Raw genomic sequence first — 14143 nt, forward strand, 5'->3', positions numbered from 1 at the left:
CCGGACAGCAACGCGCTGAGGAGCGCTGCCAGGGGGAGGGAGCGTAACAACCTCTTCACCATGCTCACCTTTTGGGGGGTTAGGAAGTGGCATGTCACGCGCAGTTAACATTGGGTGTTTCTCATCGTCAAGAGGCGATTAATAGATAAGAAACCTACAAAATCCATCAAGACTCACCACGTATGCCCTGCTAGCAGCGCAGGTTTCGCATACGCCCTCGGGATATGTCCTGAAATATGCGACGGATGGTGCTGCATATTGGTCGGAGGTCTGATTCGGTGCTGATGGGCCGCGATCGTCGCTGACGCCCGGGGGTCGGTCGCGCTCAGCTCCTGGCCCCCGGGCCGGGCATGGCGAGGCGTCGCTGTGTCACCAGTTGGCGGGCTCTGCCGAGGAGTAGGAGGAGGCGATCCTGGCGTGGTCGTGATAGATCGACAGTACGCGCGGGCCGGCGGGCGTCCCGTTCCGCCAAGCGGTGCAGTAGATGCCTGACGACCAGCGGATCGTCTGCGATGTCTTGGGCAGCACTGCGACGCCGGTCCTGCTCCACACCTTCCGCCCGTTGACCCAGACCTCGAAGGCTCCCGCGGTGCTGTGGAACTTCAGGCGGGTGACGATCCTGATCCACGTGCCACGAAGGTTTGTGATCTTGTCGAGTGTGGCCGCGAAGCCGCCCGAGCCGCCGATCCGGAGTTCGTCGTTCTGGACGAACATCAGCTCCCAGGGCCCCTCCGGGTCCTCTGGCGACCACTGCTGGAAGGTGACGTTCTGGTTGTGGAACTGCCAGTTCGGCGGCAGGTAGATGGCCTGTCCGTAGTAGCGGTCCTGGCCCACGGCCTGGGTCCGGCTCTGGACGGTCTCAGAGTGGTACCCGCCGCCCTCGTCGACGTACGTCTGCTGCGCCTCGATGGCGGTGGTCCCCTTGTACACAGGGCTGCTGACCGTACGGATCACGCCTTGCTTCTGGGGCTCCTGTGGGTAGTTGCTCCAGCCGGTCAGAGTTCCGGTGTCCTGGAAGAACACTTCGGCGGCGGTCGCCGAGCCTGCCGGAGCCAGGGCGGGGACCGCGCACAAGGCAACGATGATGACGGTGATCATTCGTCGGCGCATGTGATCCTCTTCTGTGAGGGTTGCTGGGAGGCGAGTATCACACGCGTGAAATTATTAGTAAAGGTACTTAAAATATTTGCCTTGCCTGTGGCGCGGCGAGCCCTTTCGGCAGGACGTCGCAAGTGGCAGCTCGCCGGACGGTCCGACGCGTGGCCTGGCTGAGAAGAGGGAGCGCGATCCACAAGCCGCTGGATGCCACCGCCGGCTGCCGACTGGGAGATCCGCTACCAGCGGGGCACAGGCGTCGCTCGCCCCGTTGGGCTGACGTCCGGCGACGCGTAGAGATACGTAGGGGCGGGAAAGCAGTGCAGGTGGTCCCCGTCTAAGACCGTGTGCCGCACCCTACATGGGTGTCTGGTGGAGGAGGACGACGCGCCAGCCCTCGGAGGTGCGGCGATAGACCGTCGACGCATGCCATGACGACGTCTCATCGCCGATGGTGCTCGTCAGTTTGTAGGCCACCACGGCTCCCGCGTCGCCGAGTGGCTTGACCACGACATCGTGTGCTCGGTTGTACCGTTCCGGATTGCCGCTCCCCTTGACGTACATGTCGAGAACCTGCTGCCTGGACACGATTCCGTAATGTCCCATGGCTACGAAGTCGTCGGCGCAGTACTCCTCGAAAAATGTCTCGTCATAGGCAGCGTCCGCGTCCAGCATCCGCTGCTCGAGTTCTACCAGGGTCTTCTCGATGCCGCTCATCCAGCCAACTCCTTTTCGCGAGATGTGCGGCCCATGCTGCCAGCCGTACCTGACGTCCTCTGACAGGTACAGATGCGCCAGGGCCGTGATCTGATGATCTTGGACGAGCCCAGCTCCGGCCTCGACGCGGTGGCCGAGGCGGCGGTCCACGACCGGCTGCGGGAGCTGCGCGCGGGCTCTTCCGCACCCAGGCGGAGGGCTACCAGGAGGACCCGGTCCCGCCGCCGCCCGGGGAGAGCGGCGCGGTGCCGACCACGGCGGTCGCCGGATGAGCGGGGAACGGTCAAGCGGCGCGGATGCACCGCCGTGAGTTCACGGTTACCTCAAGGACGATGGCGTGAGCGCCGTCGGCGTCGATGAGATGCTCCTCCACGGTGGGGCCGGTGACCTCCAGGCGGTGGCGGTGCAGCCAGCCGAAGAGGTCCTGCCCGGCGCGGACCACCCCTGCCGAGGGCGGAACGACGGCCCGTACGACGGTGCGGGCAGGCAGGAAGAGCTGCTCGCCGGCGCCGTCGGTGGTCACCGCGGCGGCGAACCCGCCCGTCGGCCGCCCGCGAAGCCAGGTCAGCAGGGCCGCCGGTGGCGCCGGGCAGACAGCGGCCAGTTCGGCGGGATGGTCGAGGCGCATGCGGCGGACGCGGAGTCGACGCGAGTCCACCGCGGTCTGCTGAGGCAGGATCGACATCGGCACGGCGAGGTGGTCCTCGGCGTGAGCCGCGGTCGCGGCCAGCGCGGCGATGTCACGCCTGATGTTCGCCACGATCTCGGTGAGCGCCTGCCGCACCTGTGCCTCGGGAGCGTCCAGCAGATCGGCGATCTGGCGCAGCGGCAGGCCGAGGCGCTGCAGCCCGCGGATGCGTTCGAGCCGGGACAGCTCGGCCACGCCGTACCAGCGGTAGCCGGTGGCACGGTCGACCGCGGCGGGAAGCAGCAGCCCGATCTTGTCGTAGTGGCGCAGGGTCCGTTCGGATACGCCGGCCATGCGCGCCAGTTGCCCGATCCGCCACATGGCGTCCCCCTCCTGGCATGTTGACTTTGTCCCAGCGTCAGGGTTCTACCGTCACGGTCCATGACCGATCCGAACCCTCGGCGCCGGCTCACCGGTGTGCTGCTGTTGACCTCGCTGATAGCCATGATCGCCGGAACGGCCATCGTGGTGCCATCGGGGTTGACCCTGAATCCGTCCGACCCCGGTGCCGCGCTGGACGCGGTACGCGAGCAGGTCGGGCTGCACCTGACCGAGCTGGCCTTCGACGTGCTGGGCTGGCTGGCACTGACCGCGGCCGGGCTGGTGATGGCCGCTCGCCCGGCCGAGACGTCAAGACCGTATCTGGTGACGCTCGCCGGTGGCCTGCTGGCCGCCGCCGGGCTGGCCGGCCTGCTTCATGACGCCGGAAACCTGGCACTGACCCAGCTGGCCGCCCGCCCGACCGCCCCGGCGGCCGCCACAGTGGCCTTGGCCGTCCTGCTCACCGCCAAATGGGCGGTCAATCTGGCCGGGCTGCTGTGGGTCGCCGCCACCGCCGCCGGCGCGGTGGGCATCCCGATGCCCGCCGGGCTTCGTGTCACCGGCCTGATCGCCGCACTCAGCGGCCTGGCCTCGGTCGTGCTTCCGTGGACGACCGGGACCGCCGGCCCTACGGGGGCACTGGAACAGCTCGGGTATGCTCTCCACCTGCCCGTCATGATCTGGTACGGGGTCCTGGGCCGGCGGTATCTGCGCAGGCAGTATGCGGTCGTTGCCGCTCTTGGTTACCAGTCCGAGCCTCAATAGGCCGCGAGGTCCGTGGGGGAGCGGAGATGGTCACCGGTGGTCCCTGTCAGGATCCGCCCGGGCCGTGGTGACCTCGTCGTGAGCCGAACGGATGGCGGCTGAGCTTGGGTCCGCCACCGCGCGTCGCGTCGAGCGGGCCTGCCGCGTCCGGTCCAGGAGGATGAACGGTACGGCGGTCGCGGCGAGGCCGGCCCCGATCAGGCAGACCGATGTGAGAGCGGCCCCTCGTGTGAGTGAGGCGGCCGCGAACAGGGGGGTGATGCTGATGCCGAGCTGGAATGCCGACACGGTGGTGGCGCCGGCGAGGGTCGGCGCGCCGGCTGCGATGGCGAAGACGCGTCCGTAGACGGCGGGGTTCAGTACGAACGCGGCGACGCCGATCAGGAAGACCGTGGGCACCACCGCCCAGACCTGCTGGATCACGACCGCCAACACGACTGAAAGGATCACGATCGCGGCTGCTCCGGTGAGGAGTGCGAGGTGGGGGCGCCGGTCGGAGACGCGGCCGCCGATGGACAGGCCGACGAAGGCGCCGACCCCGAAGAGCGCGAGGATCGCCGGGATCCAGACCTCGGGGATGGCGGTGATCTCGGCGAGCATGGCGCTCAGGTAGTTGAACGTGATCATGTACGCCGCGGTGGTCAGGATCGTGATCGCGTACATGCTCCAGAGCATCGGTTTCCGCATCGTGGTGAGCTCTCGCGAGATGCTGGGCCGGCGGGTGTCCGGGGTGGTGGCGGGGAGTCCGAGGAGGCAGCCGACGACCCCGGCGGCCGTCAGGGCGACGACGGCCCAGAAGCCGCCGCGCCAATGGACGAAGTGGCTGAGCAGCGTGCCGGCGGGACCGCCGACGACCATTGCCGCGCTGAGCCCGCTGACCACGACTCCGGAGGCGCGGGCGTTCCGGCCCGGTGTCACCAGGCTGATCGCGGTCACCGACGCGACGGCGAAGAAGCCCGCGTAGGCGATCCCCGAAACCACCCTCGTCAGCAGCAGGACCTGGTAGTCGCCCAGCAGTCCGACGACGACGCCGGCGGCGAAGAGGCCCTGGGTCGCCACCAACGCGGTACGGCGAGGCCAATGCAGACTCAGCATGGCGAACGGCGGCCCGCCGATCACGACACCCAGTGCGAACGCAGTGATCAGGAATCCGGCCGAAGAGAGTGTGACGTCCAGATCGGCGGCCACGGCAGGCAGTACGCCGGCCAGCAGGAACTCGGCGCTTCCCATCGCGAACAGGCTGAGAGCGAGCAGGTACACGCCGGCGGGCAACCTGTCGGAGGGAGTGTTCCGGGACGTCTCCGCGGGCGCGGTGATACCGCCCATCAGATCGCACCCACGGCAGCGGACAGCTCCCGTTCCAGCAGCCAGGCGGTCATGCCGATGGCGGTGACGACCTGCGCCCAGGGGGTGACCACGTTCCCGGCCGCCCAGAGCCCGGCGGCCCCGCCGCCGATGACGATCGCGTCCCATGGCGTCGAATCCGTTGTTGCGTTCATGCGAAGAGGATCGGGAGGCCGGCCCGGAATCGACAAACTTCGTTGCCGATTCCGGGACACATTGATTGACTGCGTCCCGTGGAACGGCAACCGAGCGTCAGCGGGGTGATCGAGCAGATCGCCCCTCGGCTGCGACGCGCCCGCGAGAAGAAGGGCGTCAGCCTGGCCGACCTCGCGCGCGCCACCGGCATCTCGACCAGCACGTTGTCCCGGCTCGAATCAGCTCAGCGCAAACCGAGCCTTGAGCTGCTCCTTCCGATCACCGCGGCGCTGGGCATCCCCCTCGACGAGATCGTCGCCGCACCCCGGATTCTCGATCCGCGCGTGCCGCAGCGGCCCACCGGGAAAGACGGCCGGGTGCTGATCCCGTTGTCGCGGCATCAGGGCGAACCACGCGCGTACAAGATGACCATTCCGGCGCACGACGAACAGCCCCACCTGCGGACCCACGCAGGCTACGAATGGCTCTACGTGCTGCGCGGCCGGCTCCGCGTGAGACTGGCTGACCACGACTTCATCATGGGAGCGGGCGAAGCGGCCGAGTTCGACTGCCAGATTCCGCACTGGTTCGGCGCCGCCGGGCGTGGCAGCGTCGAAGTGCTCAGCCTCTTCGGAAAGCAGGGCGAACGCATCCACCTCCGCACCACACAGCGCTGACGCGGGAGCGCAGGGTTTTCACGCCTGCGCGGTGAGCAGGGCGTCGGCGAGGCCGGTGCGGGCGTAGAGGACCGAACGGCCCGCTCGGTGGGTGCTGGTCAGGCCGGCGGCCCGCAGGGCGGTGAGGTGCTGGGAGACGCCCGCCGCGGACAGGCCCGACCGCTGCGCGAGTTCGGTGGTTGAGGCAGGGGTGTCCAGTTCGGCCAGGATCAACGCCCGGGACCGGCCGATCACGGCGGCGAGGGCTTCCATGTGCGCATGTGTCCGGCGCTCCCACAACAGGCCGATCCCGCGCGCCGGGTAGGCCAGCTGCGGTGGTTCGGACGCGACGGAGCGGGTCAGCACCCGCGGCCAGGCGAAGACCGACGGCACCAGGAGCAGCCCGGCTTCGGTCTCGATCCTGGTGATGGGGCAGTGCCGCTCTACCAGGTGGAGGCTGCCGCCGGCCCAGCGCACCGTGTGGTGCAGCTCGTCCAGCGCCTGGGCCGTACCCTGCTCGGCCACCTGGCGCCCCCGGTGGAAGATGTCCGCCTCCAGGACCGAGCGGATCCTGGCCCAGTAGGGCGCTATCGCCAGCCCCCAGTAGACCTCGATCTCCGCCACGATCCGGGGCAGGCAGCTCTGCGGGCTGCGGTGGAGGCTCCGCAGCCGGGAGGACAGAGCGCCGTCGCGCTCGGCGGCCAGGCGATCGACGTCCTGCCGTACCTGCTCGGGGTCGGTGGCCTCGATGGCGGCCAGCTCGTCGGCAAGGCCGGGAGAGGTTGTCGTCGGCGCCGGGTTGAGGAAGTCGGGGAGGTGGCCGCTGGGCGGGATCATGTCGGCCAGCCAGCCGCGATCGAGGCCCGCGGCGGCGAGCCGGGGGCGTACCTGGTCGGCCCAGTTGCGGTGCGGGCGCGGCACGACCGCGGCGGCCAGCGCTCTGACGCTGGTGACGACTTCCCACATGGGTGAGACGGCGAACCGGGTCTCGGCCAGATCGTTCACCGAGAAGGCGAGCCGCGCCTTCATGCTTCCTCCATGATTCGGTCTCAGCTTAATCAGTGGATCCTCGACCCTCTGCCCAGCAGTATCCCGGAAGCAGGACAACGCGAAAGGCAGTCATGTACATCTCCTCCTCCGTCGATGCCGCGACTCAGCGGAAGGCGCGGCTGTTCCGCGCCCTGAGCGCCGAGCCCGTGCTGGTGCTGCCCAACGCCTGGGACGCCGCCAGTGCGGCCGTCATCGCCGCGGCCGGCGCCACGGCGATCGCCACGACCAGCGGTGGCGTCTCGTGGTCGCTGGGCCGCGGGGACGGGCAGCGGCTCGGCCGGGGCGAGATGGTGGAGGCCGCGCGGCGCATCGTGGACTCCGTCGACGTGCCGGTGACGGTCGACGTGGAGGGAGGGTACGGGCCGGATCCGGCGGATGTCGCCGCGACCGTGCGGGCGGTCGTCGAGGCCGGGGCGGTGGGTGTCAATCTGGAGGACTCCGCGGCCGTCGGCGGTCCCCTGTTCGACGTGGCCGAGCAGAGTGCCAGGCTGCGCGCCGCCAGGGAGGCCGCGGCCGCCGCGGCTCTGCCGGAGCTGTTCGTCAACGCCCGTACCGACGTCTTCCTGTTCGGGATCGGTGCACCGGACGGGCGGCTGGGCGAGGTGCTGGAGCGGACGGAGGCCTACGCGGAGGCGGGAGCCGACGGCATCTTCGTTCCGGGCCTGCTCGACCTGGACGCGCTGAACACCCTCTGCGCGGCATCGCCGCTGCCGGTCAACGCGATGGCCGTCGCGGGTGGGCCGAGTGTCACCGAGCTCGCGCAGGCCGGGGTACGCAGGGTCAGCCTGGGCACCGCTCTGGCCCAGGCCGCGTACGCCGCGACCCGGAGAGCCGCCGCGGAGCTGCTCGGCACGGGAGGTCTCACGGCGCTGGACGGCTCGCTGGACTTCAGCGAACTCGACGTCCTGTTCCGTCGTTGATCGAAGCTAGGACAGGAGGGAGTCGTACGCGACCGAGTGCCGCTGCCCTGACATGAAGGACAGGAACTGCCTGACGAAAGCGCCGCGCGAGTAGGCGTCGGCCCCGCCGGCCAGATCGCGGTGGAAGGCCGTGCGGAACAAGTTCTGGAACTCCTGCGCGTCGATCGCCTGGTCGTCGTCGCCGTCGGTGACGTCGAACAGCACGTCGGCGACCTTGATCAGCCCTGAGCCGGGCAGCGAGACGGCCGAGGCGGCGTATTCCTGTCGTGTGACGCGCCCGTCGCCGTCGGTGTCGAGATTGGTCTGCAACTCCCGCCACCAGATGGCATAGGCGTTGTAGAGCCGCTCCTCGTCCTGTTCGTCCAGGTCGAGCCGGGTGGCGAGCTCTCTTGCCATGGCCGCCAGGTCAGGCCAGGTGAGGTAGCCGTCGCCCGTCTGGTCCAGGACCTCGGTGAAGAACCGGTCGGCCGAGCGGGTGGTCGGGTTGACGTCGTCGGGGGCCGGGGTGATGAGCCTGACCATGGCCGCGGCCTGGCCGGCCTTGCGGCGTACGGTCTGCCAGGGCCCGGAACCACCGTCGTGGCCGGGATCCAGCAGGCTCACGAGCGAGTTGACGTCCACCCAGCCGTCCGGGAGCACGCGGGTGGCGATTCCGGCGGTGAGGTACGCCCCGTGCATGAGCGTCCGCGCCCCCGGGAGGTCGGGCAGGGCGACCCGCCGGCAGAAGGACTCCGGCAGCGACGCGATGGTGATCGCGGCGGCTACGGGGCCCGCCACGGTCCGGCCCGCGACCCACACCGCGGGATGGTTGCGCAGCAGGGGCGGTGCGGGCACGTTGGCGAAGAGCCGGTAGAGGATGACGCGCACGGCCTCGGTGCTCTCCAGGCGGTGGTCGATCATGTCGTCGTAGTAGGACCAGAACTCCCGCACCGTCGCGGGGAGCCGGTCGCTGTCGCCCTCGATCAGGGCCAGGAACGCACGGAACTCGGCGTAGAGCCGTTCGAGCGCGGGTCCGTCGAGCGACTCGCCGCTCAGCCGGTACATCGTCACCGTCGATTCGAACAGGGTCGCCACCACCCAGGCGCGGGCCTCGGCGTCCTTTCCGTCGTAGGGGCGGCCTTGGGGGTCGGTGCCCGACATGCGGGCGTGCAGGCGGTTGAGGCGGGTCGCCTCCCGGGTGCGAACGTGCTGGTCGGGGTCGAGCACGCGCTGCATGCTCACCAAGGTGTTGCGCAGCCGCCGCCACGGATGCGCCACGAACGTCGAGTTTTCGATCAACGCGGCGCCGATCTGCGGATGCGCGGCCTCCAGAACCGTGGCGCGGGTCACCGCGAGGCCCCACCGTGCGTCGTTGACGAGGCGGCGCAGCATCGAGTCCGGCCCGAAGGCGTCGGCGGTGCTCTGGCTCATTGAGATTCCTCTCCCGTGGCGGCGGTCGACTGGCGGACATCGCCGAACCGGCGCTGGCGCGACCGGTAGGCGTCAAGGCATTCCCAGAGGTGGGTCGCGCGGAAGTCCGGCCACAGCACCTGAGGGAAGACCCACTCGGCGTAGGCCACTTGCCAGAGCATGAAGTTGGAGATGCGTTGCTCTCCGGAGGTGCGGATGACCAGGTCCACGTCCGGCGTGTCGGAGTAGGGGAGATGCCGGGCGAAGGTGGCCTCGGTGACCTGCTCGGCCGGCACGTCGGCGCGGATCAGCGAGCGGGCGGCCTCCACGATGTCGCGCCGCCCCCCATGATCGAAGGCGACCGTCAGCGTCATCTGCCTGTTGTCGCCGGTGAGCGTCATCAGGTCGGTGATGTCCCGGACCAGGGCCGGTGGGATCCGCGGATCGGACATGCCCAGGAACCTGCACCGGACGCCCCGCGCGTGCAACGCCGGCGCGTGCTTGCGGACGGCCCGGCGCACGAGCCTCATCAGGATGTCGACCTCGCCCGCCGGCCTGCGCCAGTTTTCGGTGGAGAAGGCGTACAGGCTCAACCATCTGATGCCGGCCGAACGCGCCTCCTCGATGATGTCCATGACGGCGGCCTCCGCCGCCTCGTGGCCCGCGGTGCGCGGCAGCGATCGCTGCGCGGCCCACCGCCCGTTTCCGTCCATCACACAAGCCACGTGACGCGGCAATCCGCTGACGACTTCCATAGCTGACCGTAACTCTACCATTACCCATGGTGACGGCGACGGGCAGGCGGGTTTCATGCGGAGATCATGCGCCCCGTGATCGATCGTGGTCAGTGACGTCAGTCGCGCTACGGAGGTTACGCATGAAGCACATCCGACACGCAGCCGTCCGCCTCGTGGGCCGGGTCCGCATGGGAGGCATGTACACCTACTGGAACTTCTTCAACTAAGAGGGGCCCGACGAGTGACGCACGCACCTGGTTCGGAGCGGCCCCCCGGGCCCCGAGGGCACTGGTTGTTCGGCAACACCGAGGAGTACGACCGGGACAGGAACGGTTTCCTGGAACGGTGTCACCATGAATACGGGGACGTCTTCTCGTTCGACGCCCGCACCATCGTGGTGTCCTCACCGGATCAGGTGCATGCGTTGCTCACCAGGACCAACCGAGACTTCCTTGCCGAGAATTCGCCGCTGGCGGGAAACACGGACACCGAGCGGATGGCGGCCGACGCCGAGCTGTGGACGACGACCCGCCGCGCCGGCTGGCAGGGGCTGCACCGGAGGGTCGCGCAGGCGCACGCCGAACGCCTGCGGGAGATCTTCCTCAAGACCGTCGATGACGGGGACATCGACGTGCTCGCCACGATGGCCGACTTCTTCGGCCGGGCGACCGCCGACTTCTGCCTGAGCGCGGACGCGGAAGGCGTGCCGGAGACGCTGGCCGAGAACGTCGCGGCCATCGACCCCCTGTCGCGCGACTCGCTGCAGCTCCCGCCGTGGTGGCCGTCGCGCAAGGTGCGGCGCTTCGCCCGCTCCCGCAAGCGGCTCCTGGCGCTCATGACCGACATCGTGCGCCGCCGCCGGCAGGCCGGGGAGTCCTCAGCCCAGGATCTCCTCGGCGTGCTGCTCGCCCCGGGCGATCAGCAGCTGTCCGACCTGCAGATCGAGCGGTTCCTGCGCGGGATCATGCTGGCCGCCCTGGGCGTCCCGGCCGCCGCGCTCACCTGGATCGTGTACGAGCTCAGCACGCGGCCCGACGTGCTGGCCCGGCTGGAGGCCGAGGCCGCGTCGGCCGGCGAGGTCCCGGTCATGGGGGACCTGCCGTACACCGAGGCGTTCGTCAAGGAGGTGCTCAGGCTGTGGCCGCCGACCTGGCTGATCGGCAGGACCGTACGTCACGGGACCGAGCTCGACGGGTGGCGTCTCAAGACGGGGGATCAGGTGCTGTTCAGCCTGTATCGGCTGCATCGCGATCCGCGCTGGTGGTCCGACCCCGACCAGCTGGTGCCGGAACGGTGGCTGGAGCCTCGTGCCGCGCCCGTCAGGCACACCTACCTGCCGTTCGGCGCCGGGCCGAGGGTGTGCGTGGGGACCCAGCTCGGCATGATGCAGCTGACGTTGGCGACGGCCTGGCTGGTCAGCGGCATGAACCTGGCGCGGACGCAGGAGACGGCGATGGTGCCCGACTTCAGCGGTCTGCTGGTGCCGCGTGACCTGAGGGTCCGGCTGGAGCGGAAGGCGGTGCGGCAAGGCGCCTGATCTTCTCCTGGACGTTCCCGGCTTCGACCGCGCGGTGCTGCTTGTGGTAGAGATCGAGCGCTCGCTGCCAGGCTTCGCGGGCGGCGGCGGGCCGGCCCGTTTCGTGGTGGACGTCGCCGATGCGGACGAGGGTGTCGGCGCGCTGGTAGGCGTTGCCGAGTTGCTCGCGTAGTTCGAGGCATCGGCCGTAATGGTCGAGCGCCTGGTCATGTTGTCCGGCCCAGTGGGCGATGTAGCCGAGGCTGTCGAGGGTGGCGGATTCGCCGTTCAGGTCCTCGTGCTTCTGGAACAGTTCCAGAGCCTGCTCGCAGTACGACCGCGCCTGCGGGTAGTGGCCGAGCTTGGCGTGGCACCAGCCGGCGGCGCTGAGCGCGTTGGCCTCCCAGAGGGGGTCGCGGAGTTCGCGCTGGAGGCGCAGGGCGTTCTCGATGTGCGGGAGCGCGCGCTCGGGTGCGCCCCGCTCCAGCCAGGCGAACCCGAGGGTGTGGCTGGTGTGCGCCTGCCCGGCGCGGTCCTCCTCCTGCTCGAACAGCTCGAACGCGAGCAGCAGGTGCTCCAGGCCGTCGTCGGCCCGGGAGTCCTGCGCGTAGGCGTACCCGAGATACCAATGGGAGAAGGCCCGAGGGCCCGGCCGGCCCAGCCGCTCGGCGGCGGCCAGGGCCGTCTCCCAAGACCGGGTGCGCAGCTCGTGCTGGCACCGCTTGTGGTATGTGTCCATCGCCCAGGCCAGCCGCCAGACGGCCGCGTCCAGGCCCAGCCTCTCGGCGTGCCGCTGAACGGCGATGAGGCTGGACTGCTCGTCCTCGAACCACGCCCAGGCCGACGCGGCGTCCTCGAACTCCTCCCGCACGGCCTCGCCGGAGATCCGCGCGGCGAAGGGACGGTTGGGGTTCAGCAGCCGGTCGCCGGCGCACGCGGTGACCACGTAGGCGTCGACCAGGCGGGTCAGCGCCTCCGCCCGCTCGTGATCGGGCAGATCGGACTGCGCGCGTTCGGCGGAGTAGAGGCGGACCAGGTCATGCGTGCGATACCGCCCGGGACGGTGCTGCTGGATCAGGTTGGCGGCTTCGAGGCGCCGCAGCGACACCCTGGTGCGGGAGGCGGGCAGGCCGGCGAGCGCGGCGGCCGACCGCAGGCTGATGTCCGGCCACGGCGCCAGTCCCAGCAGCGCGAACAGCCGGGCGGTGCCGGGGTGGAGGGCCTCGTACGAGGACGTGAAAGCGGCCCGCAGGTCCGCGTTCAGGTCGCCGGTCTGCAGGGCGTCGAGGCGGGTCGCGGGGCTGCTCAGCTCCTCGGCGAGGACCGACAGGGGGAAGCCGGGGTGCATGGCCGCGCGCGCGGAGAGCACGCTGATCGCGAGGGGGAGGCCGCCGCTGTGCTCCACGAGGGCGGCCGCGCTGTCGGGATCCGCGCCGATCCTCGATTCGCCCAGGTGACGGCCGAGCAGGCGGCGCGTCTCGACGGGCGTGAGGGCGTCCAGCCCGATCAGGCTCGCGCCGCGGGTGGCGTTCAGGCCAGGGAGGCGGTTGCGGCTGGTGACCACGACGACGCAGCCGGGGCTGCCGGGCAGCAGGGGCTCGACCTGTGCCACGTCGCGGGCGTTGTCGAGGACGACGAGCAGGCGGCGGTCGGCGACCAGCGACCGGTAGAGCCCGGCCTGGGCCTCCTCACCGGCCGGAATGGCCGCCGCCGGGACACCGAGAGAGCCGAGGAAATGGCGCAGCGCCACATGGGCCGGCAGGGGGTCGCTGCCCGGGTCGAACCCGTGGAGGTTGACGTAGAGCTGGCCGTCGGGGAAGAGGTCGCTGTTGTCGTGCGCCCAGTGCAGGGCCAGCGAGGTCTTCCCCATTCCCCCGGTGGCGCTGATGGTGGCGATGGCCACGCTGTTCCTGGTCCGGTCGCGGGCGAGGCGGTCCAGCTCGGCGCGTTCGCGTTCGCGGCCGACGAAGTGCGGTGGCGGAGCGGGCAACTGCCGGGGGATCGGCGAGAGCACCGGACGTGGCCGGGGTTCCGGCGTGCTGTCGGAGGTGAGGATCCGCTGGTGGAGCTGTTGCAGCTCGCGTTCGGGCTCCAGCCCCAGCTCCTCGCTGATCCGTTCGCGCAGTCTCCGGTAGACCGCCAGGGCGTCGGCGCGCCGGCCGCTGCGGTGCAGCGCGAGCATGAGCTGACCGTGTGCCGACTCGCGCAGGGGATGGTCCGCGACGACCGCGGTGAGCTCGGTGACGGCTTCGGCGTGCCTGCCCGTCGCGAGCATGGCCGAGCCCCGCTCCTCCACCGCTTCCAGCCGCAGCTCCTCGAGCCTGGCCACTTCCGCCGGGACGAACGAGCCGTCGATCCCCACCAGTGGCGCACCGTGCCAGAGGCCCAGCGCCTCGTCGTAGCGGGTCACCGCGGTCTCCGGGTCACCTGCGGTCGCCGCCTTGCGGGCCCGCGCCACACCGTCGAGGAACCTGGCCAGATCGAGCTGGTCGGGTGCCAGCCGCACGACGTACCCGGGCCGCTGCGTACGGATCAGCTCGTCCCCCGCGGCGGCGCACGTCTTCCTGAGGTCGGAGATCAGCATCCTGACGCGGGAGGAAGGGGAATTCGGCAGCGGCTCGCCCCACAGCGACTCCGCCAGCCGCTGGACGGACACCACGCGGTTGGCGCTCAGCAGCAGGATCGTCAGCAACGCCCCCTGCTTGCCGGTCAGGACGACGTGTCCGGTCTCGGTCTGGAGCTCCACCGGGCCGAGAAGGCGGAACCTGGCCCGCGTCAGACCTTCAGAACTCACCGGCGACCTCCAGCGG

General features: G+C 70.0%; 13 protein-coding genes. 4 read left to right on the forward strand and 9 right to left on the reverse strand.

The window, feature by feature from the left end; translation table 11 throughout:
- Window positions 1-369 precede the first annotated feature (369 nt).
- The 3 genes from AB0L65_RS54520 to AB0L65_RS54530 form a co-directional block, all read right to left on the reverse strand.
- Complete coding sequence (locus tag AB0L65_RS54520; RefSeq protein ID WP_364264105.1) at window positions 370-1110, reverse strand: polysaccharide lyase; 741 nt, start codon at window positions 1108-1110, stop codon at window positions 370-372.
- Between the two features lie 342 nt (window positions 1111-1452).
- The gene (locus AB0L65_RS54525) at window positions 1453-1812 is read right to left on the reverse strand and encodes a nuclear transport factor 2 family protein (protein WP_364264108.1); all 360 of its coding nucleotides are present in this window, start codon (window positions 1810-1812) and stop codon (window positions 1453-1455) included.
- A 283-nt stretch (window positions 1813-2095) separates the two neighbouring features.
- The gene (locus AB0L65_RS54530) at window positions 2096-2821 is read right to left on the reverse strand and encodes a MerR family transcriptional regulator (RefSeq protein WP_364264111.1); all 726 of its coding nucleotides are present in this window, start codon (window positions 2819-2821) and stop codon (window positions 2096-2098) included.
- Window positions 2822-2881: 60 nt separating this feature from the next.
- Between AB0L65_RS54530 and AB0L65_RS54535 the strand changes: the two genes are divergently transcribed.
- Complete coding sequence (locus tag AB0L65_RS54535) at window positions 2882-3586, forward strand: hypothetical protein (RefSeq protein WP_364264114.1); 705 nt, start codon at window positions 2882-2884, stop codon at window positions 3584-3586.
- 30 nt (window positions 3587-3616) lie between these two features.
- Here AB0L65_RS54535 and AB0L65_RS54540 read toward each other — a convergent pair whose 3' ends face one another.
- Both AB0L65_RS54540 and AB0L65_RS54545 read right to left on the reverse strand, forming a co-directional pair.
- Entirely contained in the window at window positions 3617-4912 is a 1296-nt protein-coding gene (locus tag AB0L65_RS54540; protein WP_364264117.1) for an MFS transporter, read from the reverse strand.
- Complete coding sequence (locus AB0L65_RS54545) at window positions 4912-5085, reverse strand: hypothetical protein (RefSeq protein ID WP_364264120.1); 174 nt, start codon at window positions 5083-5085, stop codon at window positions 4912-4914. Before AB0L65_RS54545 ends, AB0L65_RS54540 begins: the two co-directional genes overlap by 1 nt.
- 105 nt (window positions 5086-5190) lie before the next feature.
- On the opposite strand from AB0L65_RS54545, the gene AB0L65_RS54550 reads away from it, so the two are divergent.
- Window positions 5191-5742: an XRE family transcriptional regulator gene (locus AB0L65_RS54550; RefSeq protein ID WP_364264123.1), complete on the forward strand. Its 552-nt coding sequence runs from the start codon at window positions 5191-5193 to the stop codon at window positions 5740-5742.
- 18 nt (window positions 5743-5760) lie between these two features.
- Here the strand turns inward: AB0L65_RS54550 and AB0L65_RS54555 are convergent, their stop codons facing one another.
- Window positions 5761-6750, reverse strand: coding sequence for a DUF5937 family protein (locus tag AB0L65_RS54555; RefSeq protein ID WP_364264126.1), 990 nt, complete (start codon window positions 6748-6750; stop codon window positions 5761-5763).
- Between the two features lie 92 nt (window positions 6751-6842).
- On the opposite strand from AB0L65_RS54555, the gene AB0L65_RS54560 reads away from it, so the two are divergent.
- Window positions 6843-7691, forward strand: a complete 849-nt coding sequence (locus AB0L65_RS54560; RefSeq protein WP_364264129.1) for an isocitrate lyase/phosphoenolpyruvate mutase family protein — start codon at window positions 6843-6845, stop codon at window positions 7689-7691.
- A 6-nt stretch (window positions 7692-7697) separates the two neighbouring features.
- On the opposite strand, the gene AB0L65_RS54565 is transcribed toward AB0L65_RS54560, so the two are convergent.
- Together AB0L65_RS54565 and uppS are read right to left on the reverse strand one after the other, a co-directional pair.
- The gene (locus AB0L65_RS54565; protein WP_364264132.1) at window positions 7698-9101 is read right to left on the reverse strand and encodes an oxygenase MpaB family protein; all 1404 of its coding nucleotides are present in this window, start codon (window positions 9099-9101) and stop codon (window positions 7698-7700) included.
- On the reverse strand, window positions 9098-9856 hold the full coding sequence (uppS, locus tag AB0L65_RS54570) for a polyprenyl diphosphate synthase (RefSeq protein ID WP_364264135.1): 759 nt from the start codon (window positions 9854-9856) through the stop codon (window positions 9098-9100). The genes AB0L65_RS54565 and uppS overlap by 4 nt, the downstream gene beginning before the upstream one ends.
- A 202-nt stretch (window positions 9857-10058) precedes the next feature.
- Between uppS and AB0L65_RS54575 the strand changes: the two genes are divergently transcribed.
- Window positions 10059-11354, forward strand: coding sequence for a cytochrome P450 (locus AB0L65_RS54575; protein WP_364264138.1), 1296 nt, complete (start codon window positions 10059-10061; stop codon window positions 11352-11354).
- On the opposite strand, the gene AB0L65_RS54580 is transcribed toward AB0L65_RS54575, so the two are convergent.
- Window positions 11284-14127 carry a BTAD domain-containing putative transcriptional regulator gene (locus AB0L65_RS54580; RefSeq protein ID WP_364264141.1) on the reverse strand — a complete coding sequence of 948 codons (2844 nt, stop codon included), beginning with the start codon at window positions 14125-14127 and terminating at the stop codon, window positions 11284-11286. The two genes, AB0L65_RS54575 and AB0L65_RS54580, sit on opposite strands and share 71 nt — an antisense overlap.
- Window positions 14128-14143: the final 16 nt, after the last annotated feature.

It is taken from the genome of Nonomuraea sp. NPDC052116, assembly GCF_040680035.1.
In the GTDB taxonomy this organism is placed as follows: domain Bacteria; phylum Actinomycetota; class Actinomycetes; order Streptosporangiales; family Streptosporangiaceae; genus Nonomuraea; species Nonomuraea angiospora_A.